The 25,568-nt window shown below is 60.4% G+C and carries 21 protein-coding genes; 19 read left to right on the forward strand and 2 right to left on the reverse strand.

Annotated elements, in window-relative coordinates:
• Positions 1-4 precede the first annotated feature (4 nt).
• The 14 genes from DES47_RS03215 to DES47_RS03280 all read left to right on the forward strand — a co-directional run bounded on the left by DES47_RS03215 (position 5) and on the right by DES47_RS03280 (position 17,323).
• The gene (locus tag DES47_RS03215; protein ID WP_133699198.1) at positions 5-1,465 is read left to right on the forward strand and encodes a leucyl aminopeptidase; all 1,461 of its coding nucleotides are present in this window, start codon (positions 5-7) and stop codon (positions 1,463-1,465) included.
• A 34-nt stretch (positions 1,466-1,499) separates the two neighbouring features.
• A complete protein-coding gene (locus DES47_RS03220) occupies positions 1,500-1,937 on the forward strand; it encodes a DNA polymerase III subunit chi (protein WP_133699199.1) in 438 nt (145 codons plus the stop codon).
• Positions 1,934-2,290: a hypothetical protein gene (locus DES47_RS03225; RefSeq protein ID WP_133699200.1), complete on the forward strand. Its 357-nt coding sequence runs from the start codon at positions 1,934-1,936 to the stop codon at positions 2,288-2,290. Before DES47_RS03220 ends, DES47_RS03225 begins: the two co-directional genes overlap by 4 nt.
• A 197-nt stretch (positions 2,291-2,487) precedes the next feature.
• Positions 2,488-3,630 carry a branched-chain amino acid ABC transporter substrate-binding protein gene (locus DES47_RS03230; protein WP_133699201.1) on the forward strand — a complete coding sequence of 381 codons (1,143 nt, stop codon included), beginning with the start codon at positions 2,488-2,490 and terminating at the stop codon, positions 3,628-3,630.
• Positions 3,631-4,096: 466 nt separating this feature from the next.
• Positions 4,097-5,479 (forward strand): TIGR03013 family XrtA/PEP-CTERM system glycosyltransferase, encoded by a 1,383-nt coding sequence (locus DES47_RS03235; protein WP_133699202.1) that lies wholly within the window; start codon positions 4,097-4,099, stop codon positions 5,477-5,479.
• A 65-nt stretch (positions 5,480-5,544) separates the two neighbouring features.
• Positions 5,545-7,656: an XrtA/PEP-CTERM system histidine kinase PrsK gene (prsK, locus tag DES47_RS03240; RefSeq protein ID WP_133699203.1), complete on the forward strand. Its 2,112-nt coding sequence runs from the start codon at positions 5,545-5,547 to the stop codon at positions 7,654-7,656.
• A gap of 8 nt (positions 7,657-7,664) precedes the next feature.
• Positions 7,665-9,026: a PEP-CTERM-box response regulator transcription factor gene (prsR, locus tag DES47_RS03245; protein WP_133699204.1), complete on the forward strand. Its 1,362-nt coding sequence runs from the start codon at positions 7,665-7,667 to the stop codon at positions 9,024-9,026.
• A 30-nt stretch (positions 9,027-9,056) separates the two neighbouring features.
• Positions 9,057-11,843 (forward strand): XrtA/PEP-CTERM system TPR-repeat protein PrsT, encoded by a 2,787-nt coding sequence (gene prsT, locus DES47_RS03250; RefSeq protein WP_133699205.1) that lies wholly within the window; start codon positions 9,057-9,059, stop codon positions 11,841-11,843.
• Positions 11,844-11,883: 40 nt separating this feature from the next.
• Positions 11,884-13,221: a GNAT family N-acetyltransferase gene (locus DES47_RS03255; protein WP_133699206.1), complete on the forward strand. Its 1,338-nt coding sequence runs from the start codon at positions 11,884-11,886 to the stop codon at positions 13,219-13,221.
• On the forward strand, positions 13,218-14,027 hold the full coding sequence (locus tag DES47_RS03260; protein WP_133699207.1) for a S1 family peptidase: 810 nt from the start codon (positions 13,218-13,220) through the stop codon (positions 14,025-14,027). The genes DES47_RS03255 and DES47_RS03260 overlap by 4 nt, the downstream gene beginning before the upstream one ends.
• 234 nt (positions 14,028-14,261) lie before the next feature.
• Positions 14,262-14,990 carry a hypothetical protein gene (locus tag DES47_RS03265; RefSeq protein ID WP_133699208.1) on the forward strand — a complete coding sequence of 243 codons (729 nt, stop codon included), beginning with the start codon at positions 14,262-14,264 and terminating at the stop codon, positions 14,988-14,990.
• 49 nt (positions 14,991-15,039) lie between these two features.
• Positions 15,040-15,315: an HPr-rel-A system PqqD family peptide chaperone gene (locus tag DES47_RS03270; RefSeq protein ID WP_133699209.1), complete on the forward strand. Its 276-nt coding sequence runs from the start codon at positions 15,040-15,042 to the stop codon at positions 15,313-15,315.
• Complete coding sequence (locus tag DES47_RS03275) at positions 15,312-16,232, forward strand: HprK-related kinase A (protein WP_133699210.1); 921 nt, start codon at positions 15,312-15,314, stop codon at positions 16,230-16,232. Before DES47_RS03270 ends, DES47_RS03275 begins: the two co-directional genes overlap by 4 nt.
• Positions 16,229-17,323, forward strand: a complete 1,095-nt coding sequence (locus DES47_RS03280; RefSeq protein WP_133699211.1) for a nucleotidyltransferase domain-containing protein — start codon at positions 16,229-16,231, stop codon at positions 17,321-17,323. Before DES47_RS03275 ends, DES47_RS03280 begins: the two co-directional genes overlap by 4 nt.
• A 19-nt stretch (positions 17,324-17,342) precedes the next feature.
• Here the strand turns inward: DES47_RS03280 and DES47_RS03285 are convergent, their stop codons facing one another.
• Positions 17,343-17,963, reverse strand: a complete 621-nt coding sequence (locus tag DES47_RS03285; RefSeq protein ID WP_341800588.1) for a low molecular weight protein-tyrosine-phosphatase — start codon at positions 17,961-17,963, stop codon at positions 17,343-17,345.
• A gap of 145 nt (positions 17,964-18,108) precedes the next feature.
• On the opposite strand from DES47_RS03285, the gene DES47_RS03290 reads away from it, so the two are divergent.
• On the forward strand, positions 18,109-18,873 hold the full coding sequence (locus DES47_RS03290; protein WP_133699213.1) for a PEP-CTERM sorting domain-containing protein: 765 nt from the start codon (positions 18,109-18,111) through the stop codon (positions 18,871-18,873).
• A gap of 85 nt (positions 18,874-18,958) precedes the next feature.
• On the opposite strand, the gene DES47_RS03295 is transcribed toward DES47_RS03290, so the two are convergent.
• On the reverse strand, positions 18,959-20,560 hold the full coding sequence (locus DES47_RS03295; RefSeq protein WP_133699214.1) for an FAD-binding oxidoreductase: 1,602 nt from the start codon (positions 20,558-20,560) through the stop codon (positions 18,959-18,961).
• 228 nt (positions 20,561-20,788) lie between these two features.
• Here DES47_RS03295 and DES47_RS03300 point away from each other — a divergent pair, with 228 nt between their 5' ends.
• From DES47_RS03300 to DES47_RS03315, 4 genes are all read left to right on the forward strand, one after another.
• A complete protein-coding gene (locus DES47_RS03300; RefSeq protein ID WP_133699215.1) occupies positions 20,789-21,400 on the forward strand; it encodes an XrtA/PEP-CTERM system exopolysaccharide export protein in 612 nt (203 codons plus the stop codon).
• A gap of 92 nt (positions 21,401-21,492) precedes the next feature.
• A complete protein-coding gene (locus tag DES47_RS03305; protein WP_133699216.1) occupies positions 21,493-23,061 on the forward strand; it encodes an XrtA system polysaccharide chain length determinant in 1,569 nt (522 codons plus the stop codon).
• Positions 23,062-23,065: 4 nt separating this feature from the next.
• A complete protein-coding gene (locus tag DES47_RS03310) occupies positions 23,066-23,986 on the forward strand; it encodes an XrtA-associated tyrosine autokinase (RefSeq protein ID WP_133699217.1) in 921 nt (306 codons plus the stop codon).
• Between the two features lie 31 nt (positions 23,987-24,017).
• The gene (locus DES47_RS03315) at positions 24,018-25,565 is read left to right on the forward strand and encodes a TIGR03016 family PEP-CTERM system-associated outer membrane protein (protein ID WP_166651826.1); all 1,548 of its coding nucleotides are present in this window, start codon (positions 24,018-24,020) and stop codon (positions 25,563-25,565) included.
• Positions 25,566-25,568 lie beyond the last annotated feature (3 nt).

Below are 25,568 nucleotides of genomic sequence, written 5' to 3' on the forward strand. Positions count from 1 at the left end.
CATTATGGACTTCCGTACCCAGGCAAGCACTCCAGAGGCAATCTCGGCCACCGCCGCAGACGCCATGTTGATACTCGTGGCCGGCGAATCGGTGCCCGCGCACCTCGATGCCAAGCTCGGCGCCCTGCTCAAGGACGCTGTCAAGCAGGGCGACTTCGAGTTCAAGGCCGGCCGCGCGCTGTACCTGCACCGCCCCGTCGGCGTGAAGGCTGCCCGCGTGGTGTTTGTGGCTGTCGGCAAGGACACGGCCAAGGCCGTGCGCTCCGGCGTCACCGCCGGCCTGGCCCAGCTGAAGCACCGTGGCGCCAAGCATGTGGCGCTGGCGCTGTTCGGTTTCAAGGCCCTGGACGAGGCCGTTGCCGAAGCCACCGTGCTGGCCGCCGCCGATGCCAACTATCTTTACACCCACACCAAGCCCAGCGCCAGCAAAAGCCTGGAGCTGGCCAAGCTGAGCTTCCTGTGCGACAAGGAAGAGGTCAAGGCGCTGAAGGCCGGTCTGGCCCGCGGCCAGGCGATTGCTGCCGGCGTCGAGCTGGCCAAGGAGGCGGCGAACCGCCCGGGCAACTATTGCACTCCGACCTATCTGGCCGAGCAGGTCAAGACGGTGGGCGGCAGCTATGGCATGAAGGTCGAGGCGCTGGACCGCAAGGCAGTCGAGAAGCTGGGCATGGGCGCCTTCCTGGCCGTCGCCCAGGGCTCGGATGAACCCCTGAAGTTCATCGTCGCGCACTACAACGGCGCGGCCAAGACCCAGGCGCCGGTGGTGCTGGTGGGCAAGGGCATCACCTTCGACACCGGTGGCATTTCCCTGAAGCCCGGCGCCGAAATGGACGAGATGAAGTTCGACATGGGCGGCGCGGCGAGTGTGCTGGGCAGCCTGCGCGCGCTCGGTGAGCTCAAGCCCAAGATCAACGTGGTGTTCATCATCGCCGCCTGCGAGAACATGCCCAGCGGCCGCGCCATCAAGCCCGGCGATGTGGTGACCTCGATGTCGGGGCAGACGATAGAAATCCTCAACACCGACGCCGAAGGCCGCCTGATCCTGTGCGACGCCTTGACCTATGCCGAACGCTTCAAGCCCGCCGTCGTGGTGGACATCGCGACGCTGACCGGCGCCTGCGTGATCGCCCTGGGCGGCGTGCGCAGTGGCATGTATGCGTCCGACGATGAGCTGGCCGCGGCGCTGGACAAGGCCGGTCAGGACGCGCTGGATCCCTGCTGGCGCATGCCGCTTGACGAGGAATATGCCGAAGGCCTGAAGAGCAACTTCGCCGATGTGCCGAATATCGCCGGCCGCGCCGGTGGCTCGATCACCGCCGCGAAGTTCCTGCAACGCTTCACGGCCAAGTATCGCTGGGGCCATCTGGACGTGGCCGGCACGGCCTGGAACTCGGGCGCCGCCAAGGGGGCTACCGGCCGCCCGGTGGGTCTGCTGACGCACTTCGTGCTGTCGCAGGTTCGTTGAGCGCTCGCTTGTCAAGGTACAGCCGGTACAGGGCATGACGGAAGTCAGCTTCTATACCGGCGTGTCCGGGCGCATCGACTACGCCTGCCGGCTCCTGCGCAAGGCGGTGCTGCAGGGCGCCAAGGTCACCGTGTGTGCGCCCGCGCCCGTGCTGGACAGGCTGGACAAGGCGCTGTGGACCTTCGAGGCCACGGAGTTTGTTCCGCATCTGCGCTGGGGGCCCGACAAGGGTCAGGCCTTGACCCCGGCCATGCAGGCCACGCCGGTCTGGCTTGTGGAGCAGGCCGACCTGGCGCCGCACCATGACGTGCTGCTCAATCTGGGTGACGAGCTGGTGCCCGGCTTCGAGGCCTTTGACCGCGTGCTGGAGGTGGTGTCCACCGATGCGATGGATGCCAGCGGCGGTCGCGGTCGATTCAAGCAGTATCGAAGTCAGGGACTGAACGTGAAGCATCACGAGGTCAAAGCATGAGTTCAGCCTCCACGCCGCCGCGCGCCGTGCCGACCTTGACCGAGGTGCTGGTCGAGGGGGAGGCGGAGCGTGAGATGGAAATTGCCGTCGAGCCCGGACCGGCGCCGATCCTGCAGGCCGAGCAGGAAGATCCGGCCGTGGTCGAAGCGCGCATCACCCAGCACGTGCTGGTGGACCTGCAGCGCCAGGTGGACCTGATGCTGGAGTACCGCCTGCGCGAGGCGCTGTCGCCGGCGCTGGCCCGTGTCTGTGACATGTTGATACGCGAAGCCCGTACCGAACTGGCCTCGACCTTGCGCGATGTGGTCGCTCGCGCCGTCGCCCAGGAACTGGCACGTCAGCGCGCACGCTAGTTCGCGCGTTGAGTGCGGGGCCGCAAGTCCCGGCTCGGTTGAAAGCTCTGCGCGGAGCAGGGGTTATTTGGGCTTGTGCAAGCAAGTGTTGGGCCCCCATGGATTCCCCATGGAGAACCCCCCTGATTTAGGGTATGTTACCCAGCGTTGAGAATTCAACAGATTTCACTCTCTGCATACAAACCTGGAGGTTATTCATGCAAGCTAAGTTGAATGTGATCGTTGGTGCCGTCGCTATCGCCCTGAGCGGTACCGCGATGTCGCAAGAGCTGGTCGTCAAGATCGGCCACGTGGGTCCTACCAGCGGCGCGATTGCCCACCTGGGCAAGGACAATGAGCTGGGCGCCCGCCTGGCCATCGAGGAACTGAACGCCAAGGGCGTGATGATCGGCGGCAAGAAGGCCAAGTTCGAACTGCTGGCCGAAGATGACGCTGGCGATCCCAAGCAAGGCACGGCAGCCGCCCAGAAGCTGGTTGACTCCAAGGTCAATGGCGTGGTCGGTCACCTGAATTCCGGTACCTCGATTCCGGCCTCCAAGGTCTACAGCGACGCCGGCATCCCGCAGGTCTCGCCTTCGGCGACCAACCCCAAGTTCACCCGCAACGGCTACAAGACCACCTTCCGCGTGGTGGCTGACGACGTGCATCTGGGCGGCACCCTTGGCAAGTACTCGGTCAAGGAGCTCAAGGGCACCTCGATCGCAGTGATCGATGACCGCACGGCCTACGGCCAGGGCGTTGCCGACGAGTTCGAAAAAGGCGTCAAGGGCGCTGGCGGCAAGGTGGTTGGCCGTGAGTTCACCAACGACAAGGCAACGGACTTCACCGCCATCCTGACCTCCTTGAAGGCCAAGAAGCCCGATGTGGTCTTCTTCGGCGGCATGGACGCTGTGGCCGGCCCGATGCTGCGCCAGATGAAGCAGCTGGGCATCGACGCGAAGTTTGTTGGCGGCGACGGCATCTGCTCGGGCGAGTTGCCCAAGCTGGCCGCCGGCACCATGGGTGACGGCCAGGTCGTCTGTGCCGAAGCCGGTGGCGTCGAGGGCGAGTCCAAGAAGTCGATGGACGACTTCAAGGCCAAGTTCAAGGCCAAGTACAAGGTTGACGTGCAGATCTACGCACCGTACGTCTATGACGCCGTGAATGTGATGGTTGCCGCCATGGTCAAGGCCAACTCGGCCGAGCCGGCCAAGTATCTGCCGGTGCTGGCCAAGACCGAAGGTTACAAGGGTGTGACGGGCACGATCTCGTTCGACAACAAGGGCGACATCAAGAATGGCGCGCTGACCCTGTTCACCTACAAGGGCGGTGCCCGCGACCAGATCGCTGTGGTTCGCTGATCACAGATCCGTCTGATTGATCAGGCGCCCGCTTCGGCGGGCGCTTTTTTTTGCCTTCCCCGTTTTGTTGCTGTTGTCGCAAGTAGAAGTGCCTTGGTGATACCGGCTTTTCGCTGAACGTGATCTATCGCACGGTGGCCGCTTGGGGGGCGTCGAAGGTGCTTGTTGACCGTGCGCAATGCATGGCCAGACCACCGTGAAAAACCGCATGAAACCCGTGGTGTACCCCCTCAAAGCGGGGGCTTTCAAGGGGGCCTTTCCTCTGCATGATCGGACACGTCAAAAGCTTCAGGCAACAGTTTGTTGGTGCTCGAAACAAGCGGTTCAAGCCACCCAGGATATTGGGGTTTTCACCAGGTCCGATGCGGGCCGATGTGAGTTCCGAGTCGGTACCTGAGACGGCTGGGCCGAAAAGCGAAATTCGACAGATAAAAGTCATTCGGTGCGCAGCCGAGGGGAAGATCAGATGATCAGAGTTTTCAATCATTACCTGCACAGGCGAACCCTGCTGCAAATATTCTTCGACCTCGGGTTGATTGTATTTGCGGTCGTGGGCATCGTCTTGCTCAAGGTGGATGGGCCGGCTCTCGCGGTGCCGTTGGCGACGACTCATGGCCTCTCCCTTGCCGCCTGCATGTTTGTCATCAACTCGGCCTCCGGCTTCTATCAGCCCTCCCACAATCGTTCATTGAACCAATCGGTTGCCCGCGCGGTGCTGGCCTTGTTGCTCGCTCTGCCGCTTGCTTACGGCATTTTCAGCTTCCTGCCGAGTTCGGTGAATGGCCAGGAGGCCATCAAACTGGCAGCTATGACGCTGGTGGCAGCAGTCATGGTCCACCGCGTTTACGCGGCTCACGCCTCTTCCAAGTCCAAAGCCGGCACCCAGATCCTGATCTTTGGGTCGGGCGCCGTGGCAAGCTTGGTTGGCCAGACGCTGAAGGGCGCCGATCCACATGCCAACATCGTGGGCTATTTCCCGGGCCCGAACGAGGAACACGCCGAAGTGCCGCTGGCCCAGGTGCTGAACGACCAGGCAAGTCTGATCGATACGGCCATCAAGCACGGCGTCGACGAAATCGTGGTGGCGCTGTCGGAGCGCCGTGGTGGCAGCATGCCGCTGCGTCAGTTGCTTGATTGCAAGATCAATGGCATCCGCGTGGTTGACATTGCAACCTACTTTGAGAAGACCCTGGGTCAGATCAAGGTGAGCCACGTGAACGCCGGTTGGCTGATCTTCGGCGACGGTTTCAATCAAGGGGCTTTCCGGACCTTTGGCAAGCGCGTGTTCGACGTTCTTTGCTCGCTGCTGATGATTGTCATGACGGCGCCGTTGATGCTGATCACGGCCATTGCCATTCGCCTGGAAAGCCGCGGTCCCGTGCTCTACCGCCAGGAACGCGTGGGTCTCAATAACACGACCTTCAACGTGATCAAGTTCCGCAGCATGCGAACAGACGCGGAAAAGGATGGCAAGCCACGCTGGGCCGCTGCAAATGACGACCGCGTCACCCGTATCGGCAACTTCATCCGCAAGGTTCGCATTGATGAATTGCCGCAGCTGTTCAATGTGCTGAAGGGCGAGATGAGCCTGGTGGGCCCGCGTCCCGAGCGTCCTTACTTCGTTGATGAGCTGACCCGCGAGATTCCGTACTACGCTGTTCGTCACAGCGTCAAGCCGGGGGTCACAGGCTGGGCTCAGGTTCGCTATCAGTACGGTTCCACGATGGAAGATTCCATCGAGAAACTGCAGTACGATCTTTACTATGTCAAGAACCACACCCTGTTCCTGGACTTGGTGGTGATGTTCGAGACGGTTGCCGTGGTTTTGACCGGCAAAGGGGCCCGCTGAAGCACAAGGATGCCGCGGGATGCGGCATCTTCTCGGGACTCTTATGAGCCTGCTTCGTTAGCGGTATGGATACAAGCGCCATTGACTTGGCTGCGTTCGGGTATTTGCTCGCCGCTCTCGTTCACACGGTCTTTGCGGCGCGCCTGCTACAGACGCGTTTGGCCTGGATCTCCAGCAGTCGTGCGGCGATGGCGTTTGCTGCCGGCATCGTCGCAGGCTCGATTTGGGCCTGGTCGGGCTTCGCGATGCAGTACTGGCAGGGCGCTTGGTTGCCCGTGCTCAATGAGTTCAGCGACCTGCTGCGCTATGCCTGCTGGTTTGCATTTGTGCTGGCGCTGTTGAGCCCGCAGGGGTTCAGGGCCTCCGGCAAGGGGGGCAAGCTGCTGCTGCTTTGCGCAGCCCTCTTGCTCGGGCTGTGCGTTGCAGTATTGCTGGGCAAGGAGCTGGGTTTGCTCCGCTCACCGGGCTTGGACCGTATGGGTCTGTATGCCCTGCTTGCCCTGCCAGTCTTCGGTTTGATACTGATCGAGCAGCTGTTTCGCAATGTTTCCGACGATTCCCGGTGGAATGCCAAGCCTGTGTGCTTCGGCCTTGGTTTTGCCTTTGTCTTCGACCTGTATTTCTATTCGCAGGCCATGATGTTCGGACGCTTCGACGCGGATGCTGTCAGCATTCGTGGGGGCATCCATGCCTTGTCGGTGCCGCTCCTGTATGTGGCCTCCAAGCGCCATGCAGATTGGATCGGCAAGCTTCAGGTGTCCCGAGCCGCCGCCTTTCACTCGGCCACGCTGCTGCTGGCCGGCGTCTACCTGCTGTTCGTCTCAGGGGTCGGCTACTACGTCCGATTCACCGGTGGGGACTGGGGACGGGCGCTGCAACTGGGCCTGCTCTTCATCGCGCTGGTGACGCTGGCGATGATCGTCTTTTCGGGCGCAATGCGGGCCAAGCTTCGCGTTTTTGTTGGCAAGCACTTTTTCAGCTACCGCTATGACTATCGAGAGGAATGGCTGCGCTTCACCTCGATGCTTTCAGTGAAGAGCTCGCCGCAGGAGGTGGGGGGCCTGGTGGTGAGAGGTCTCGCCAATTTTGTCGAGAGTCCTGGGGGTTGCCTCTGGACCCGTGGCGCCGGGCGCACGGAGCTGACCCAGACAGCGCAATGGAATCTGCCTTCGTCGATCGAGAGCACGCCTGCCGACTCAGGTTTTGTGAAGTTCCTGGAGAGCCGCGAGTGGATCGTTGATCTGGATGAGCACAGGGCCTCGCCTGATGCAGAGAAGCAGTTCGAAGTGCCGGCCTGGCTTCTGTCCAACCCGCAGTACTGGCTGGTTGTGCCGCTGATCGTCGGCGAGGAATTGATGGGCCTTGCCGTGCTGGCCAAGGCACGCACCTCGATCGAAGTGAACTGGGAGGTTCGAGATCTGCTCAAGACCGCGAGCCGGCAGGCAGCCAGCTATCTGGCGCAAATGCACGCGACGGAAGCCTTGCTGGAGGCCCGCAAGTTCGACGCGTTCAACCGCATGTCGGCTTTTGTGGTTCACGACCTGAAGAACATTGTCACGCAGTTGTCTCTGATGATGCGCAACGCGAAACGCCTTCATGGCAATCCCGAGTTCCAGCAGGACATGCTGGCCACAGTGGAGAACTCATTGGAGAAGATGCGCCAGTTGATGCTGCAGCTGCGCGAGGGCGAGCGGCCGCCTGGAGGCGTCAGCGGTGTGGACCTGGCTCCAATCGTGCACAGGCTGGCCCAGGTCGCCCAAAGCCGGGGGAGGGTGCTGGATCTGCAGGTCGTTGAGCGGGTGGTGACCCGCGGGCATGATGAGCGGGTCGAGAGGGTGTTAGGGCACGTTGTCCAGAACGCATTTGATGCAACCGCTGCCGAAGGCCGGGTGTGGCTCAGACTTGATCGCTCAGGAGGGCAGGCGAGGGTAGAAGTCGGCGACACGGGGCAAGGGATGTCGCGCGACTTCATCCGGGACCGTCTGTTCAAACCCTTTCAAACCACCAAGAGCAATGGCATGGGGATCGGTGCCTACGAAAGTTTCCAGTATCTGCGTGAATTGGGTGGCAGTATTTCGGTTGACAGTGAATTGAACCAGGGCACCGTTGTGACCATACTCTTGCCTCTATTCGAGGCCTTTCAAGATTCCGATCTGAGCATGCTGAGCGAGCATTAAAGAAAAATATGGAAAAACTACCTCAGCTGCTGATCGTGGAAGATGACTTGGCGCTGCAAAAGCAGATCAAGTGGTCGCTTGACCGGTTCGAGTCGGTCACTGCCAATGACGCGGCCAGTGCTCTGCTGCAGTTCCGGCGGCACACCCCTGCGGTTGTGACGATGGATCTGGGTCTGCCGCCTGACCCGGACTCGGTGTCCGAGGGCTTCAAGCTCTTGCGCGACATGCTCAACATCGATCCAATGGTCAAGGTCATCGTCCTCACCGGGCAGAACGACCAAGCCAACGCACTGCGCGCCATCGCCCTCGGCGCCTATGACTTCTTTGCCAAACCCTTCGACCCCGATCTGCTCGGCTTGACCATAGACCGGGCATTCCGGCTGTTCGAGCTGCAGAGCGAGAACCAGCGATTGCAGAGCCTGCATCAGCCTGACGCGTTGTCGGGTCTGCTGACGCGTGACGCCGATATGTTGCGCATCTGCCGAACGATCGAAAAGGTTGCGCCCAGCAACGCCAGCGTGATGCTGCTGGGTGAGAGCGGCACCGGCAAGGAAGTGCTGGCGCAGGGGCTTCATCAGGCCTCCAAGCGCAGCGGCAAGTTCATTGCCATCAACTGTGCCGCCATCCCCGAGAATTTGCTCGAGAGCGAGTTGTTCGGCTACGAGAAGGGTGCGTTCACCGGGGCCGGCAAAACCACGGTGGGCAAGATCGAGGTCGCCAATGGCGGGACCCTGATGCTCGACGAGATCGGTGACCTGCCCCTGTCCTTGCAATCGAAGCTGCTGCGCTTCCTGCAGGAACGGACCATCGAACGAGTGGGCGGACGGCAGGAGATTTCTATCGATGTCCGCGTCGTCTGTGCCACCCATCAAGACCTCCGGGGGCGCATCAAGGAGGGCAGCTTCAGAGAGGACCTGTACTACCGCCTGGCCGAGATTGTGATTGATATCCCCCCGCTACGAGCCCGACGTGGCGACGCCGTACTGCTGGCGCATGCCTTCCTTAAGCGTTTTGCGCAGGAGCAGCATCGCGGGCCGATGCAGATCAGCGAGGATGCACTCACCGCCATCGACACTTACACCTGGCCGGGCAACGTGCGTGAACTGCTCAACGCAGTGAAGCGGGCCAGCATCATGGCCGACGGTAACCGGGTCGGCTGCGACGACATCGGCCTGCCCAGCCCGGAGACGTTGCTTGATGAAGGCGAAAAGGGTGTGCTGGACTTGCGCACCGTGCGTGAGAAAGCCGAGCGCGAGGCCATTGTCAGTGCGCTGGCCCGTACCAATGGCAATATTGCCAAGGCATCCGAACTGTTGGGTGTGAGTCGGCCGACCTTGTACGATTTGATGAATCGCCTGGTCATCAAGTGACCACTCATCTTCAAGACATATGGACCGCTTGTGAAAAAAAATACTAAGAATTTGCGTTGGGTCCTGGCCCTGGCGATGGGCTCATTGCTGCTGGCGGGATGCGGACGAGGCGACCCGGACGCTATGTTGGCTTCCGCCAAGGGCTACCTCGAGAAGAATGACACCAATGCCGCAGTGATCCAGCTGAAGAACGCGCTGCAGAAGGCTCCGGACTCGGCGGAGATTCGCTTTGTTCTGGGCGAGACGCTGTTCAAGTCTGGCGATCTGGTGGCGGCCGATGTCGAACTCCGCAAGGCCTTGGCACTGCAGTTTCCCGACGCCAAGATCATCCCGCTGCTGGCCGAGATCATGACGCTGAGGGGCCAGCATGCGGCAGTGATCGATCAGTACGCTGCCACAGCGCTCACTGACCCTGCGGCTGTGGCCAGCCTGAAGACCTCGCTGGCCTCTGCCTATGCCAAGCAGGGCAAGCGGGATGCTGCCGAGGCCAGTCTTGCCGATGCGCTCACGGCCATGCCGAACTACCTGCCCGCCCAGTTGCTGTCGGCACGCATGAAGGCGGGCCGAGCTGACTTTGACAGTGCTTTCTCCACTGTCGACGCCGCATTGCTGGGGCATCCCAGTTCTGATCGGGCCTGGCAGCTGAAGGCAGATCTTTTGCTGTACGCGAAAGCCGACAGGAAGGGGGCCTTGGAGGGCTATCAAAAGGCGATTGCTCTGAAGGCCGGCAATCTGGAGGCCCATGCTGGCGCGCTCAGCGTGCTGCTGGGTCAAAAAGACATCAAGGCCGCGCGGACACAGCTGGATGCCTTGAAGAAGGTCGCCCCTGGGCATCCCCAGACGAAGTACTTCGAAGCCGTGCTCGCCTTCGAGAACCATGCTTACAAGGAGTCGAGGGAGGTTGTGCAGCAGTTGCTGAAGGTCGCGCCAGACAATGCTCGAGTGCTCCAGCTTGCTGGGCTGCTTGAGTTGCAGGCCAGGTCGACGCTGCAGGCGGAGATCTACCTCAGCAAGTCGCTCCAGATGGCCCCGGCCCAGGTACTGACGCGCCGCCTGCTGGTGCAGACCTATCTGAGGTCCGGTCAACCAGCGAAGGCACTCGCGGCTATTCAGCCCTTGCTCGAGAAGGTCGATGCGGACGCCGAGTCGCTGGCGCTGGCCGCCGAGGTGTACTTGCGCACCGGAGACAATCAGAAGGCGGAGATTTATTTTACGCGGGCGACCAAGGCGAATCCCGACGATGCCCGCAGCCGCACGGCGCTCGCCTTGTCGCAGCTGGCCAAGGGCAATGTCGAGGCCGCGTTCGGTGAGCTGCAGACCTTGTCCGCCTCTGACAAGGGAATTACCGCAGACATGGCCTTGATCAACGCGCACCTGCGCCGGGGCGAGCTTGATGCTGCCCTGAAGGCGACCGTCGCGCTGGAAAAGAAGCAGCCCGACAAGCCATTGGCGGCAGAGCTGCGTGGGCGCCTGTACCTCGCGCAGAAAAATCTGGATATGGCGCGCAAGAGCTTCGAACGGGCCTTGGAAATCGACCCCGTCTACTTCCCGGCCGCCGCGAGATTGGCCACCATGGATCTCGATGAGAAAAGGCCCGACCAAGCCAAGTCGCGGTTCGACAAAGTACTGGCGGCGGATCCGAAGAACATCCAGGCCTTGCTTTCGATTGCTCAGCTGCGAATGGATGCCGGCGCGGGCAAGGAAGAGGTAATGGGTTTGCTGAACAGTGCTATCAAGCTCAACCCGTCAGAGCCGACGCCGCGGCTGGCCCTGATCGAATACCAGGTCAGGAACAAGGACAGCAGGCAAGCTCTTTCGTCCGCTCAAGATGCGGTCGCGGCCTTGCCGCAAAGCCCGGAAGTCCTGGATATGCTCGGGCGCATCCAGCAATCGAACGGCGACATCAATCAGGCGATCAATTCGTTCAACAAGTTGGTCGGTTTGACCCCGCAGGCGCCGCAGGCATATGTGCGCTTGGCTGGGGCGCAGATTGCCAACAAGGACAACGATGCTGCTGCACAAAGCCTCAAGCGGGCGTTGGCCATCAAGCCTGACTACTTGCCGGCACAGCGTGGCTTGATCCAGATGGACATGAGCGCGGGACGGGCCAAGGAGGCGAAAGCAACGATACAAAGTGTTCAGAGCCAGCGGGCGACCGACCCCATAGGGCAGATGTTTGAGGGCGATCTTCAGATATCGCTCAAGAATTGGGAAGGAGCGGCACTTGCGTACAAGGCTGGGCTCGAAAAAAAGGGAGCGAGCAGCGAGCTGGCGGCCAAGTATCACACTGTATTGCGGGCCGCAAAACGGAGTGATGAAGCTGAGCGATTTGCGTCAAAATGGATAAAAGAGCATCCGAATGACGCTGCATTTTTCTACTATCTTGGCGATGTTGCTTTGAGCACGGGCAACTACGTAATGGCTGAGAGTCGCTACTTGGCAGTTAAAAAACTGCTGCCTGATAACGCCTCTGCCATTAACAATCTGGCATGGATATATGTCAAGCTTAACAAGCCCGGTGCTTTGGCCTTGGCCGAGCAAGCCAACAAGCTCCAGCCAGACCAGCCTCCCTTCCTCGATACATTGGCTATGGTTTTGTCAGCGGAAAAACAGCACGCCAAAGCTGTCGAAATACAGAAGAAGGCCTTGGTCCTGCAGCCAAGTTCTCCCTCCTATCGCCTCAACCTGGCCAAGATCTATATCAGCGGAGGCCAAAAAACCCAGGCGAAGGTCGAGCTCGAGCAGCTGACCAAACTTGGGGATAAGTTCGAAGGACAGGATGAGGTGGCGAAACTACTCAAGGCACTCGGAACCTGATCGCATATCACGCGATGGTTTACAAGCATAGGGGCGGAATATGAAAAAATCACTTCGCTCCCACCTGCGCAAGTTCCTGCATCAGACCACGCGCCGAGCTTTCGCCGTACTGCCGCGGACCCTGCGCTTCGCTGTCTTTCGGGCCATGGTTGATTGCGACCCCGCGCCTGACAGCCGTCTGCAACTCAAGATTGCCGACACCAAGCAGGAGCTCGAGGCCTGCTTTCGCATCTTGCACGATGCCTATGTTTCGAGTGGCTTCATGAAGCCCGACCCGTCCGGCATGCGGGTCACCATGTACCACGCCTTGCCGACGACGACCACGCTCTGTGCGAAGTTTGACGGCGAGGTGGTCGGCACCATCTCTATCATTCGTGAGGGCGTGTTCGGCTTCCCGCTTCAGTCCGTGTTTGACCTGTCACAGGTCCGGGCCAAGGAAGGGAATATTGCAGAGATTTCCGCTTTGGCTGTTCATCCTGACTTTCGCAAGACCGGCGGGGCCATACTGTTCCCGCTGATGAAATTCATGTACGAGTACTGTACGGAGTTCTTTGACACCCGTCATCTGGTCATTGCTGTCAATCCAAATCGAATTGAAATGTATGAGTCGCTGTTGTTCTTCGAGCGGCTGCAGGAAAATACCGTCAATAACTACGATTTCGCTAATGGGGCCCCCGCGGTAGGTGCGACGCTGGATTTGCACTCCGCCGCAGGCCTGTTCAAGTCAGTCTACGGGCGTCGGCGTGAGAAGAAGAATCTTTACAAGTACTTTGTCGAAACTCGACTTCCCAATATCAAGAAGCCGATTCGCAAGTACTTCACAACCAATGATCCGGTAATGAGCGTGGACGTGCTCGATCACTTCTTCAACCAGGTACATTCTGGTTTCGAAAGCCTGGACTTCCGGAAAAAGCTGCTCCTCAAGTCCATCTACAACCTGCCGGACTATCAAAAGGTGTTGCCCGACATCCCGGATGAGTTGGAATTGCACCATCCCTTGCGCCAGCACCAGCGCTACTCCATCAAATGCCCGGGAGGGATAGAGTTCACAAGTGGCGACGGACCCGTCCGTTACGAGCTGACGGTGATCGAGGTGTCAATGTCAGGCTTTCAGGCGGAGTGTCGTGCCGAACTGCCGCTGACTCAAAGTGGCGTGGCACTTATCGAGTTGGGCGAGGATGAGCGCTCCAAGGTCCGGGCGACCGTGGTGCGGCACAAGCGAGCGGAGTTCACGCACTTCTATGGCTTCAGACTGGATGACTCCGACCTTACCTGGGCACGCTGCGTCAAGGCGCTTGAAGAGGGGCAGATTCACAGTGACCTGGGTGGACTGGACGAAGTGACGGACCATATGGCGTCGAGCATTGCGGCGCGATGATGCCCACATCGGCCGCCCCCCTTTGCCGAGGCGCTCTTCAATCAGTTCTGACGGTGCTGTTGGGTGCGGGCCTTGGCCTGCTGCTTATGAATGCCGCCCACGCCGGCTTGGTGGAGGTGATTTCGCAGGTCAAGCCCTCGGTTTTGGCGGTAGGCACCTTCAACAGCCTGAGCAGCCCACGATTCGGCTTTCGTGGCACGGGGTTTGTCGTCGGGGACGGCAATCTCTTGGTGACGAATGCCCATGTCCTGCCAGATGCCGCCTCGGCAGAGCGTGACGTTAAGCTGGTCGTGCTGCTGCGGCGTGGGATCGATGCGCGAGATTCTGAGATCGCGGCCGCCCGTATCATCCGCGTGGACAAGGCCAGCGATCTGGCGTTGTTGCGATTCGAGGGCCCGGCGCTGCCTGCACTTCAACTGGCAGATCCAGCTCACCCTCGCGAAGGACTGTCAATTGCGTTGATGGGCTTCCCAATCGGAGGTGCCCTGGGTTTTTCTCCGGTCACCCACCGAGGCATCATCGCCGCCGTCACGCCCATTGCCTTGCCGGCTGGCGGATCCTCTCAGTTGAATGAGCGTGCGATTCGGCGACTCCGTCAAGGCAGCTTCAACATCCTGCAACTCGACGCGACTGCCTATCCGGGCAATAGTGGCGGGCCGGTGTTCGACGCTGAGACTGGCGGGGTTGTTGGGGTCGTCAATATGGTGCTGGTCAAGGGGAGCAAGGAAACGGCGCTGACTCACCCTTCTGGCATCAGCTATGCGATCCCGGTCAGCTTTGTTCGTGAACTCTTGAGCGAACCCTGATGGCCTAAGCTACGGGTTCCCCCCGAGTTGAGGGGCGGCGGGGTTTTGCCTCGTCGACTTTCCTTACAATGAGTGCATCGTTCGGTTATCGTTATCGCTGCGACTGCATGACGTGTTAGCTAAGTCGTTGAATATTCGGAAGAATTTGGCGAGCAGATAGCGGGGCACGAAACTTGCGTAAGTTGATGGAACGATCTCATATTCAGGGCCTGTGGGGCCCGCAAGGATGCCAACATGTCTGAGAAGAATCCGTTTTCAAGGTCTGAGGAAGACGCGCCTGGGAAGGCATCCGGACAAAGCCGACCAGCTGCCATGTCGTCAGGAGCGCTGGAACGCAGGCAGCTTCTGATCAAGAGCCTGGGCAAGGGGTCGGCGGTATTGGCCGCTGCAACGGTGCCAATTCAGACACTCGCGACAACCACGCTGGTTCGAAACGGTCAGATTTGCAGCGTTTCAGGGATGCAGTCGGGCGTTCACTCCAAGCCGCCGACAACCAATCCTTGCAACGGCTATAGCCCTGGCAAATACAAGAATCGGGCAAACTGGCCGAGCAACTGCAATGCTGATGCGCCGATCACCTCCGTCTGTGGCAGTTCGACCCTAAAGGTTTACAAGTACAAGACGGTTGTCACAAAACCAAACAAGACCACGACGACGAGTTACTTTCGGTCCTACCAGAGCAATGCGGCATCGAGTTCTACTGCGGCGGATGGCACGAAGACAGTCATCACCTACCATTCGATGGTGGTGGCAACCCTCTTCGAAGCCGTCGACGGGTTTCCCAACTCGGATGAGTGCCACTGGGTTTGCGCCTGGTTGAACGCGCTCGGTGGCCCGACCGGAAGCGGCATCATGTTCCCCTACTCGACCTCCGAAGTCATCGCCTTCTACAACCTCGGCAAGAGCACCACCGGTTACAACAACGCGCTGAACTTCTTCAAGTCCTATATGGAGAATCTGTGAGTTACAGTCCGTCGCTGTCAAGTGACGTGTAACTTATGGAGAAGTTTGCTTGGTTTGGGCGCTGAACGCGCTGGTGATCCTGCACTGGCGGAATTTCGATGCGGAGTGGGTCGTCTTTGAGCAGACTTCCGGCCAGACCCATTTGTTGACTGCCGTCCAGGCTGCGGCCCTGATGTGCATTCAGGACAGCCCATCGGACATGGAGCAGGTGATCCGATTTCTTCACGGCCTGGATGGGCAATGCCTCGATTTGTCAGAGGCGGAGCTGCAGACAGGCGTGTCAAATCTTCAGTCGCTTGGCCTGATCGAGGTGCTCCCGCGATGAGGCTGGCGGAGTTGGGTGCGAGCGAGTTGTTGCGGCGGCTCCGGGGTGAGGGTCTTTTGCTGCGCACGGGGCCCTTCACCACACGCGTGCTGACGCCCATTGACGCGGTCGCTCGCGGCCTTGAGCTGCTCTATGGGCACTACCCGGTGCTTGACAGCGCTGAATTTGCCGACTTCACCGTCACCTTGGCGCGGCCGGGCGGCCTCTTGCGCCGGCTGCGGCCGCAGGTGCTGTTCACCTATGACGGTGCCTTGCCGTTTGAGCCATTGCCAATTGATCACGCCTTTCCGCTGTTCGAGTGGGCGATGAACTGGTGCATTTCCAGCCAGGCCCATCAATACCTGACCCTGCATGCCGCAGTGATTGAGCGCAATGGTTGCGCTGTCATCATGCCAGCGCCGCCCGGGTCGGGCAAAAGCACGCTGTGCGCCGGGCTCGTCAGTCGTGGCTGGCGTCTGTTGTCGGATGAGCTTGCCTTGATCTCTTTGACCGACGGTAGCCTCACGCCGCTGTGCCGCCCGATCAGCTTGAAGAATCGATCGATTGACATCATGAAGGCTTATGCGCCTGAGGCCGTCTTCAACGTGGTGACACACGACACCTCCAAGGGATCGGTGACGCATATGAAGGCCGACCCGGCGCACGTGGCCCGCATGGCGGAAACGGCTCGCCCACGATGGATCATCTTCCCCAAGTATGTCGCCGATGCTCCGGCAGCTTTGGCACCGCGTTCAAGAGCCGGTAGCTTGCTGGATCTGGGGCGAAATTCGTTCAATTACATGGTGCAGGGCCTACCGGGATTCGAGTGCCTGTCGGACTTGGTCGACGCCTGCCAGTGCTACACCTTTGAATACAGTCAGCTGAATGACGCGGTGGCCTTGTTCGACAGCTTGGCGCGACAGGAGTCTGGCGAATGAGCCGTGACCTGTTGAGTCCGATCTGGTCAGGCACGCAAGAGACCCTGCCCAAGAGCCATCGCGACTGGGAGGACTTGCTGGGGCAGGCAAGGCAGGCCAGGCTGTTGTCCCGCTTGGCGCGGCACCTGCTGGGCCCCGACGCCGAGCAGACGGTGCTGCCGCTTGCGCGGCCCTATCTGGAGGGCGCCCAGCGCCTTGCCGATCGTCAGCGGCATGAGGTTCAGTGGGAGGTGGATTGCCTGCGCCGAGCGCTGGGCGCGCTGGATGTCCCGGTGGTGCTACTCAAGGGCGCGGCCTACCTGATGGCTGGCCTGCCACCCGGGGAAGGCCGCCTGTTCGCCGATATCGACATCATGGTGCCCAAGGAGCGCATCGCCGAAGTGGAGGGGGCCCTGTTCGCTGCCGGCTGGATATCCGAGGAGCGCGACCCCTACAACCAACGCTACTACCGGGAGTGGATGCATGAGGTGCCCCCCTTGCGCCATGTGCAGCGCGACACCTATCTCGATCTGCATCACACCATCACGCCACCGACCTCCCGCTTCAAGGTGGAGGGTAGCAGCCTGATGGCGCGCGCAGTCGAGATCCGGGGCCGACCCGGTTTCAAGGTGCTGATGCCCACCGACATGGTGTTGCACAGTGCTGTCCACCTGTTTCAGGAGGGGGAGTTCGGCCATGGCTTGCGAGACCTGCTTGACCTTCGGGATTTGATCGAGCACTTCCAGGTGCAGCCCGAATTCTGGTCCGAGTTGATCGAGCGGGCCGAGGTGCTTGGCCTGCAGATACCGCTTCACCACGCGCACCTCCATTTGCGGCGGCTCTTTGGCTTCACTGCGCCTTCTGAGGTGGCTCACCGCATTGAAGCCAACGGACCCGGTGCTGCGTCAAAAGTGCTGATGGGATGGCTGCTGGGCCTGGCCTTGCGGCCCGACCATCCGAGTTGTGACAGCCGCTGGACCCGCGTCGCCCGATGGGTGCTTTATGTCAGATCGCATGTGCTGCGCATGCCGCTGCGCCTGGTCGTGCCGCACCTGCTACGCAAGGCCTGGATGCGGCACTTTCCGCAAGAGACAAACCAGGCTCGGGTCTGAGTGGGGCAGCCGGCTCGAGTCAATTCGTCTTCAGCCGCACACCGGGCACTTCGCCTTGAATCAGCGCGCGTACCAAATGCTGGGCGCCCGTCTCGCATAGTGAGAGAGCATGTGCGAATCCCGCCGCATCACCGAAGTACGGATCGGGAACGTCCTGCCCCCTGAGCTCGGGTGTGAAATCCAGAAACAGGTGCAGCTTGTGTTGATGCACGGCTGGGCACTGTTGCTGCAGATCAGATAGAACGGCCGAGTCCATCGCCAGGATCAGGTCGCAATGGATGAAATCGCTGGTGGTGACGCGGCGGGCGCGTTGCTTGGCTGGGCCGTACCCGCGTCCCTTGAGCGCCTTTTGCGCCCGGGCGTCAGCTTGCGCGCGGCCCAGACCGGCCTTGGCGCCTGCGGAGTCGAAGCAGAGGGCCTTGCGCTTGAGCAGTGCCCTCAAGCCGGTTGGTCTGGGTAGCAGGGTCCCGGCAATGGCCTCGCAAGTTACCTTTGCCATGGGGGAGCGGCAAACATTGGCCATGCAGACGAGCAGCACTTGAGTCATCGAAGGAAGTGTAGCTGGGGCCCGCTGCGTCAAACGCACACCGCGAGACTGAGTCCGTGCGCGGATGACCTGTCGGAAAGCTTTACACGACATGATGATCGAACTTGGCGGTGGGGGAAATGTTCCTTTCAATTCAATGGCTTAGCTATTTTTTTTGGTGTTGGCACACTATCTGCTTATATGGTGTGCAGGCGGGGCTTAGTGGCCCTACTAAGTCCCTCAACTCAAGGAGCTTCAAATGAAATTGTTCAAAAAGGTGCTGACTGCAGTGTCATTCGCCGCAGCAATGGCGTCGTCGCACGCCGCTATCGTCAATGTGGGCGGTGTGTCCTGGGATCCGGATGCTGCCAATGACTTCACCGCGCAGTTCAACTTTGCGCAACAGTTCTTGGGCAATCCCCTGGTCGTCGGTACCGCGCTTCAAGGTTTCGGCGAGTTCTATGGGATCAACAACACGTTTTTGGACCCGAATAACGACGTTGGAAATAGCGGCGCATTCTGCAACAGCTGCGAGCTGACCTTGAAGTTCGGTGGTTTGCTCACGAGCGCTGCGGCAGGCGGTGGCTTTACAGCTGATCCGGGCACCGGCGTGTACTTGGAGATCTTTGTTGATGCTGCTCGTAACTACAAGAGCACGGATCAACTGAACGCGGCTACGGCGACCGATGGTCAACTGTGGTTGCGCCTCAAGGCTCGCAACTTCAACTTTGTGTCGGACGACCCCTCCGCCGCCAATCCTTTTGTCAGCGGCCAGCTCACCGTCAATTGGGATGTTGATCTGACTGCAGCAGCTTTGGCAACCGACCACTTTGATACCAATGCCCGGGCTTCTCTGACTGACGTGTTCAGCCGCGCCTCGTCCACGTTTGTGACGGGCCTGGAAGCGCTGGACGGCAACGGTACCGTCTTTGGCAACACCATCCCTGAGCCGGAGTCGCTGGCCTTGGTTGGTCTGGCACTGGTCGGCGCTGCGGCAGCTGGCCGCCGCAAGCAAGCCAAGTAATAGTTCAGGCCTCGCGCTTGAATCAAAGGGGCCCGCGAAAGCGGGCCCCTTTTTGCATTGCAGGGGCAATCGTCTGCCGCTTGGCTTATCGGTATCTGCCGGGCGCCAGTCCAATGCCGGGCGCAATCGCCTGCTGAAGCTTTGCGAGCAATTCACTTGCTGCCGGATGTCGTGTGGAAAGCTCAGCCATGTCGTCCACCCCGACCCGATAGGGGAAGCAGCCGATCGAACTGCCTCGGTGCCATAGTTGCTTGCGGCAAGCCCTTGCTTGATCAAGCTGTTCCTCCTTGCTGAGGTCGAAAACGAGCGGCACCGTGCTGTCGAAGACCTTGTCGCTTAATGTGGTCAAGGTAATCAATGGTTCCATTCCATGTTTGGGTGCAACTTCCTTGACCATCTCCACGAAACGGCGCACCCCGTCGGCCCGCATCGGCACCAGGGGTGCAAACCACATCAGCCCACAGCCGTCCCTCGATGGGTCTCGATGCTCTCCGATGAAGGGCCTAGGATTGCGCCAATAGGCGAGCGGCAACGCTGTTTCGTTCGGGCGGCCTCCGACCAGTTCTAGCGACTTGGCCAATGTTCCGGCTGTCTTGGCCAGGCGCTGACCGGTCTGACCTGGTATCCAGCTCGCCCACTTTGCCAGTCGCAATGTTTGCGCTTCCGAAAAGAACAGCACCCGGCTCGCGACTCCCTTGAGCGTTTGCCTGATTTCGGCTTGCGCTGCCGCGACAATCCGTTGGGTCCCATACAGGGTGGCAAATCCCGTCCACGGCAGTATCTGATACTGGCGCCCCATGGACTCGACCAGTTCGACGGGTATCAATCCTCTCGCGTCCAGTTGACCCCACGGGTAGGGGGCCGACATCGCCAAAACACGGTGACGATTCATCAGATTGATAGCGCCCACCGTCCCTGGCAATTTTCGCAATATGGCTTGAATGCGCTCGACGGCCGGCTCGAGCAGGGCGTCATCTTTGAGGCTGAACAGGCAGACCTTGATGCTTTCCGGGCGTTTGGCCAGCAGTATGCTCATGCGTGTCACGACGCCAAATCCGCTTTGCGTGAAAAGCCCGTTCAAATAGGGCCCGATGCCCCATTTAAACAGGCGCGCCAAGTCTTCATTGCCCGCTTCACGCAAGGCGCTGCGGTAGACGCTGCCGTCGGCGAGCACGGCCTCTATGTCAGTGACCGCCCCAAAGTGGTCGGTGTAGGGTGTGACGCCGTAGCCTCGCTCCAGTGCGTTGCCGAGCAGGCTGCAGTTGGGGCCTGCGCCGGTGACCGGGACCATATAGTCATGCCCGCCCTCATCCAGAAACCGAGCCAACATGCCCTGGGTAACGCCTGGCTCGACGGTCACGACGCCCAGGCCGGCGTCAAAGTGCAGGATCCTGTTCAGGGCCGAAAGGTCGACAATCACACAGTCGTCCTGCGCCGGCATCGCCGTACCATAGCCCCAGTTATGCCCCGTGCTCAGGGGGTACACAGCGACACGATACTGGTGTGCAATGCGGATGGCGTCGGCGACCAGTTCGACGTTCAGCACGCGCAGCGCCGCTGGAACTCGCCTTTCCACTCCGCTGGCATCCATGCCATAGATGGCAGGCACCGCCTCTCCCAAAATCACTTGATCGGCGCCGAGCAGGGTTTGCCATGCGGCAACCGCTTCATCTAGGTTTGCTGACATTTAGACTACTGTGATTTTGTGCGCCGATGTTTGTGGGGCCGCTCGAGCGCGAGGCGCAAGCAGGGCAAATAGCTGTGCCATGATAGTCTGTTGGAACGGCTCCGTTGATGCGGGCGCTGGAGCTTTGCGGCTTTGCCTGAATCTGCGCTTCGGCGCAATACAGATTCCTCTTTCACCGATTAGAGTTTTTTTGGGGGACCCACATTGAAGACTGATTCATACCCTTGGATGAGGGCCGTCTGCGGCGCAGTTCTGGTCGGATTCGTTGCACTGCTTTCGGCGTGCGCAGGTGCTGGTGCGAAGTTTCCGGCCGCGCCCGCGTTGGCGGCGGCTCCTGACTACAACTACCTGATCGGCCCCGGTGATTCGATCAATATCATCGTCTGGCGCAACCCGGAGCTGTCGCTGAGCGTTCCCGTCCGGCCCGACGGCAAGATATCGACGCCGCTGGTGGACGAGTTGGTGGCGCAGGGCAAGACCTCGGCCGAGGTCTCCCGCGACATCGAGAAGCAGTTGGGTAAGTATGTCAGGGATCCCGTGGTGACGGTGATCGTGACGAGCTTTGTCGGGCCTTACAGCGAACAGATTCGGGTTGTCGGTGAGGCTGCCAAACCGCAGTTTCTCCCGTACAAGCAGAAAATGACTTTGCTGGACGTGATGATTGCGGTGGGCGGTCTGACCGATTTTGCCGCGGGCAATGATGCGACGATTCTGCGCGGAGCCGATGGCAATAAGCAGTATTCGGTGCGCCTCAAGGACCTGATCAAGCGCGGCGATATCTCGGCCAACGTTGAAATGCGACCCGGCGACATATTGATCATTCCCCAAAGCTTGTTCTGAACTGCGGTTCGCGGCGGCAGTAGTTTGGACCCCGGCGCTGCCCTCATTGCAAGGCAGCGCACCGTGTTTTCTACGCTCTGAGATGGCTTGAGATGGAATTACTGATAAGTCAATTGATCGCCACCATCCAGCGGATGTGGAAGTACCGCTGGCCCAGTTTGCTGATTGCCTGGGTGGTTGGCGCGATCGGCGCAGCCGTGGTATTTGCGGTTCCCAATCGCTATGAGGCCAGTGCGCGGATCTATGTGGATACGCAATCCATTCTGAAGCCCTTGATGTCGGGCTTGGCGGTCCAGCCCAATGTCGAGCAGCAAGTGGTGATGCTGAGCCGGACGCTGATCAGCCGACCCAATGTCGAAAAGCTGATTCGCATGGCCGACCTGGACTTGAAAAGTCAGTCGAAGAATGATCAAGAGGCCTTGGTCGAGTCCTTGACCAAGACCTTGTCCATCCAAAGCACCGGCAAAGACAACCTCTACACGCTGGCCTACAGGGATTCGCAGCCGGAGGTGGCCAAGCGGGTGATCCAGTCGCTGGTGTCGATTTTCATTGAGTCCAGTCTGGGCGCCAGTCGCAAGGACACGGCGACCGCCGCGACCTTCCTGAATGAGCAGATCAAGGGCTATGAGGCGAAGCTGGAAGAGGCTGAAACCCGATTGAAGGAGTTTCGCCTTCGCAATATCAGCATGATGGCCGGCGACGGCAAGGACTCTACAGCCAGGCTAAGCGAAATGAGTTCGCAGCTCGACAGGGCGAAGCTGGAACTGCGCGAAGCCCTCAATGCCCGAGATGCGGCCAAGCTTCAATTGGAGGGCGAGCGCACTCGGGCAACCAACTCGCTGATGCAGGATTCGAGCGCGGCGATTGCCACGCCTGAGTTGGACGCGCGTCTCGAGTCGCAGCGTAAAGGCCTTGATGCGCTGCTGCAGCGTTTTACTGAACAGCATCCTGACATCGTACAGACGCGCAAGCTGATCAAGGAGCTTGAGGAGCAAAAGCGCAAGGAGGTCGATGAGCTGCGCAAGGCCGCACTGGCCGCTCCTGCCGGCGCAGCGCCGACCAATACCAATCTGGCCTATCAGGAGATCAGCCGAATCCTTGCGACCGCCGAAGTGCAAGTGGCCTCGCTGCGCGCACGAGTCGAGGAGTATTCGTCCCGCTATGCCCAGGCCATGGCGCAGATGAAGACTGCGCCGCAGTTGGAGGCAGAGGGCGCACAGCTCAACCGCGACTACGCCATCCATAAGAAGAACTACGAAGACCTGGTGGCGCGTCGCGAATCGGCAGCGATGTCGGGCGATCTTGAGGTGGCCTCCGGGGTGGCGGACTTCCGCTTGATTGACCCGCCTCGGGTGTCTCCGCAGCCGGTGGCGCCCAACCGCATGCTAATGCTTCCCGGCGCGCTTGTGCTTGCCTTGGGGGCAGGGTTGTTTGCAGCATTTGCTGCGAGCCAGCTGCGGCCGGTATTTCATGACGCCAATGAGTTGCGCGAGAAGACCGAACTGCCCTTGCTGGGCGTGGTGTCCCTCATATTGAATGATGAGGCCAGGCAGCAGTCCCGGACGGACAAGATTCGCTTCTTTGCCGGGGTCGGCGCTCTGGTGCTGGTGTTCTTCATCGGCCTTCTGACCATGTATTTGCTCACCTATCAGGCAGGTTGACCCTATGAGCAGTTTGATTGAACAAGCGGCCCTGCGGCTGGCGCAATTGAAGCAGGCTGGCATCGAGCTGCCCGATGCACAAACACGGCCGCTACCTACGGCGGAGCCCCTGGCTTCTGCGGCATCGGAGCCCGCAGAAGCCGTACATGAGACCGTGGTCAGCACTTCACGGCAGATCGAGCTGGATCTGAAGATGCTGGAGGCCACGCGCATCCTGACGCCCCATGCGCCGCGCTCCCACATGGCCGACCAGTACCGCGTGATCAAACGACCGCTGATCAAGAATGCCATGGGCAAGGGGGCATCGAAGCTCCACCACGCCAATCTGATCATGGTGACGAGTGCCTTGGCCGGCGAGGGCAAGAGCTTCACGTCCATCAATCTCGCGATGAGCATTGCTGCCGAACTGGACAACACGGTGATGCTGGTGGACGCCGATGTGGCTCGCCCGTCCGTGCTCAGGGTGCTGGGCCTTCCTCCGGGGCCGGGCTTGCTGGACTTGCTGGAGCAGCGTGCTGACATGTCCAGCGTGCTGTTGCGTACCAATGTTGACAAGCTGACGATACTGCCGAGCGGAACGCCGCATCCGAGAGCGACCGAGTTGCTGGCCAGCGAGGCGATGAGCGCACTGCTGGAAGACATGGCCAATCGCTACCCGGATCGGATCATCATATTTGATTCCCCGCCCTTGCTGCTGACGACGGAGTCGCGTGTCCTGGCAACCCATATGGGCCAGATCGTGGTGGTGGTTCACGCCGACCGGACCAAGCAGTCCGATGTGCGGCACGCGCTGGCGACGATCGAACACTGCCCGGTCAAGATGATGGTCCTGAATCAGGCCCGGTCCGACTCCCGTGGCGGTTACGGCGACGGGTATGGCTACGGCTATTCCTATGGCTATGGTCAAGAAGCGAAAGAGGCTTGAAGTGCCGGCTTGTCTCAGGCTGGCGGCCCCTATGAGCGGGCGCATGAGTCCGGTTCCTCAAGCGCTGCGATGGACCTGCGCTCTGGCACTGACGTCCGCGCTCTCCGGTATGGGCCACGCGCAGGAGGCCTCGGCCGAGGTGCGCCGATCCTTCGCGCTGGAGCCGAGGGTCAGCAGCACCGTCACCTTGACGAATCACAACTCCCGTCTCGGTGCCGATGTACAGGACCGGGCTTTGATCGTTCAACTCAGCCCTGGTCTGCGCTTGTCGCGTCCAACCGGTCGGGTAAAGGGCTTTCTTGACTATGCCTTGACCGGCAGCGCCTATCTCAAGAGCCCGGCCGGCAGCGATGTACAAAATGCACTCAGCGCCTCGCTGAGTGCAGAGGTCATAGACAACTGGGCCTTTGCAGACCTGACGGCCAGCATCACCCAGCAGGCCATCTCGGCTTTTGGTGTGCAGAGCGTCGACCGTTCTCAGCTCAATGCCAACCAGGCCGAGGTCTGGAATCTGCGTGTGTCGCCCTATGTGAAGGGCACTCTGGCCGGGTTTGCACGGTACGAGGCCAGGGTCAACGTCGTTGCAAACAACACCCGAAACTCGTCGCTCGCGGACTCCAGTACCGCGGGCCTGCAGCTCAGCTTGGGAGGGCTGAGCGAGCGCAGCCTCGTCACATGGTCGGCCGATGCATCGGTCCAGCATATTGAGTTCAAGCAGGGCCGTGTCACCGACGATGGCCGTGCCAGGGCCGTGCTGAGCTATGTGCCTATCGACGATTGGCGGCTTTCGCTCAATGGCGGCGTTGAGGCCAATAACTTTGTCAGTACCGGGGTGCAGCGGCATGCCGTCTATGGCGTGGGGCTGAACTGGACGCCCACGGAGCGAACCAAGCTGTCGGTCCAACGCGACCGCCGCTTCTTCGGTCAGGGGCACAGCCTGAGTTTCGAGCACCGGTTTCCTCGATCCATCATCCGCTTCAGCGACAGCAAGGACGCTTCCGCCAATACAGGGCAGGGTGGTGGTTCGCCTCAGGGGTCCAACTACGACCTCTTCTACCAACTGTTTGCGTCGCTGGAGCCTGACCCCGTCAAGCGCGATGTCTATGTCAGGGCCTATCTGCAGGCCAACGGCATCAATCCTTCGGCAGCCGCCGCTGGGGGCTTCTTGAGTTCGGCCGTGACGTTGCTGCGACGCCAGGAGCTGGCCTATGCACTGACCGGCGTGCGCGATACCGTGACGTTGTCGGTCACGCGAACAGAGTCGCGCCGACTGGACAGCCTGGCCCAGGTTCAGGACGATTTGTCGGGCTCCGGCCTGGTACGCCAGCAAATGATCAGCCTGAGCCTCGCTCATCGTCTGACCCCGCTATCGGCCATTAACCTGATGCTGTCGCGACAGCAGACCCGTGGCGCTCTCGCCAATCAGTCCTCGACGATGAATTCGATCCTCGCCAACTGGACGACGACCCTGGGCCCCAGAACAACGCTGGTCTTGGGTTCCAGGCTGGTGAACTACCGCGCGACTCTGGCTCCGTACAAGGAGAAGGCCGGCTATGCAACCCTTACCCGGCAATTTTGACGC

It is taken from the genome of Roseateles toxinivorans, from assembly GCF_004362525.1.
In the GTDB taxonomy this organism is placed as follows: domain Bacteria; phylum Pseudomonadota; class Gammaproteobacteria; order Burkholderiales; family Burkholderiaceae_C; genus Paucibacter; species Paucibacter toxinivorans.

Bases quoted from the DNA above. Each gene is read 5' to 3' on its own strand.
- DES47_RS03300 (WP_133699215.1), top strand. From the start codon at position 20,789: ATGAGGGCCGTCTGCGGCGCAGTTCTGGTCGGATTCGTTGCACTGCTT.
- DES47_RS03315 (WP_166651826.1), top strand. From the start codon at position 24,018: ATGAGCGGGCGCATGAGTCCGGTTCCTCAAGCGCTGCGATGGACCTGC.
- DES47_RS03235 (WP_133699202.1), top strand. From the start codon at position 4,097: ATGATCAGAGTTTTCAATCATTACCTGCACAGGCGAACCCTGCTGCAA.
- DES47_RS03285 (WP_341800588.1), bottom strand. From the start codon at position 17,963: ATGTCGTGTAAAGCTTTCCGACAGGTCATCCGCGCACGGACTCAGTCT.
- DES47_RS03220 (WP_133699199.1), top strand. From the start codon at position 1,500: ATGACGGAAGTCAGCTTCTATACCGGCGTGTCCGGGCGCATCGACTAC.
- DES47_RS03215 (WP_133699198.1), top strand. From the start codon at position 5: ATGGACTTCCGTACCCAGGCAAGCACTCCAGAGGCAATCTCGGCCACC.
- DES47_RS03255 (WP_133699206.1), top strand. From the start codon at position 11,884: ATGAAAAAATCACTTCGCTCCCACCTGCGCAAGTTCCTGCATCAGACC.
- DES47_RS03290 (WP_133699213.1), top strand. From the start codon at position 18,109: ATGAAATTGTTCAAAAAGGTGCTGACTGCAGTGTCATTCGCCGCAGCA.
- DES47_RS03305 (WP_133699216.1), top strand. From the start codon at position 21,493: ATGGAATTACTGATAAGTCAATTGATCGCCACCATCCAGCGGATGTGG.
- DES47_RS03275 (WP_133699210.1), top strand. From the start codon at position 15,312: ATGAGGCTGGCGGAGTTGGGTGCGAGCGAGTTGTTGCGGCGGCTCCGG.
- DES47_RS03280 (WP_133699211.1), top strand. From the start codon at position 16,229: ATGAGCCGTGACCTGTTGAGTCCGATCTGGTCAGGCACGCAAGAGACC.
- DES47_RS03230 (WP_133699201.1), top strand. From the start codon at position 2,488: ATGCAAGCTAAGTTGAATGTGATCGTTGGTGCCGTCGCTATCGCCCTG.
- DES47_RS03265 (WP_133699208.1), top strand. From the start codon at position 14,262: ATGTCTGAGAAGAATCCGTTTTCAAGGTCTGAGGAAGACGCGCCTGGG.
- prsK (WP_133699203.1), top strand. From the start codon at position 5,545: ATGGATACAAGCGCCATTGACTTGGCTGCGTTCGGGTATTTGCTCGCC.
- prsR (WP_133699204.1), top strand. From the start codon at position 7,665: ATGGAAAAACTACCTCAGCTGCTGATCGTGGAAGATGACTTGGCGCTG.
- DES47_RS03225 (WP_133699200.1), top strand. From the start codon at position 1,934: ATGAGTTCAGCCTCCACGCCGCCGCGCGCCGTGCCGACCTTGACCGAG.
- DES47_RS03260 (WP_133699207.1), top strand. From the start codon at position 13,218: ATGATGCCCACATCGGCCGCCCCCCTTTGCCGAGGCGCTCTTCAATCA.
- DES47_RS03295 (WP_133699214.1), bottom strand. From the start codon at position 20,560: ATGTCAGCAAACCTAGATGAAGCGGTTGCCGCATGGCAAACCCTGCTC.
- DES47_RS03310 (WP_133699217.1), top strand. From the start codon at position 23,066: ATGAGCAGTTTGATTGAACAAGCGGCCCTGCGGCTGGCGCAATTGAAG.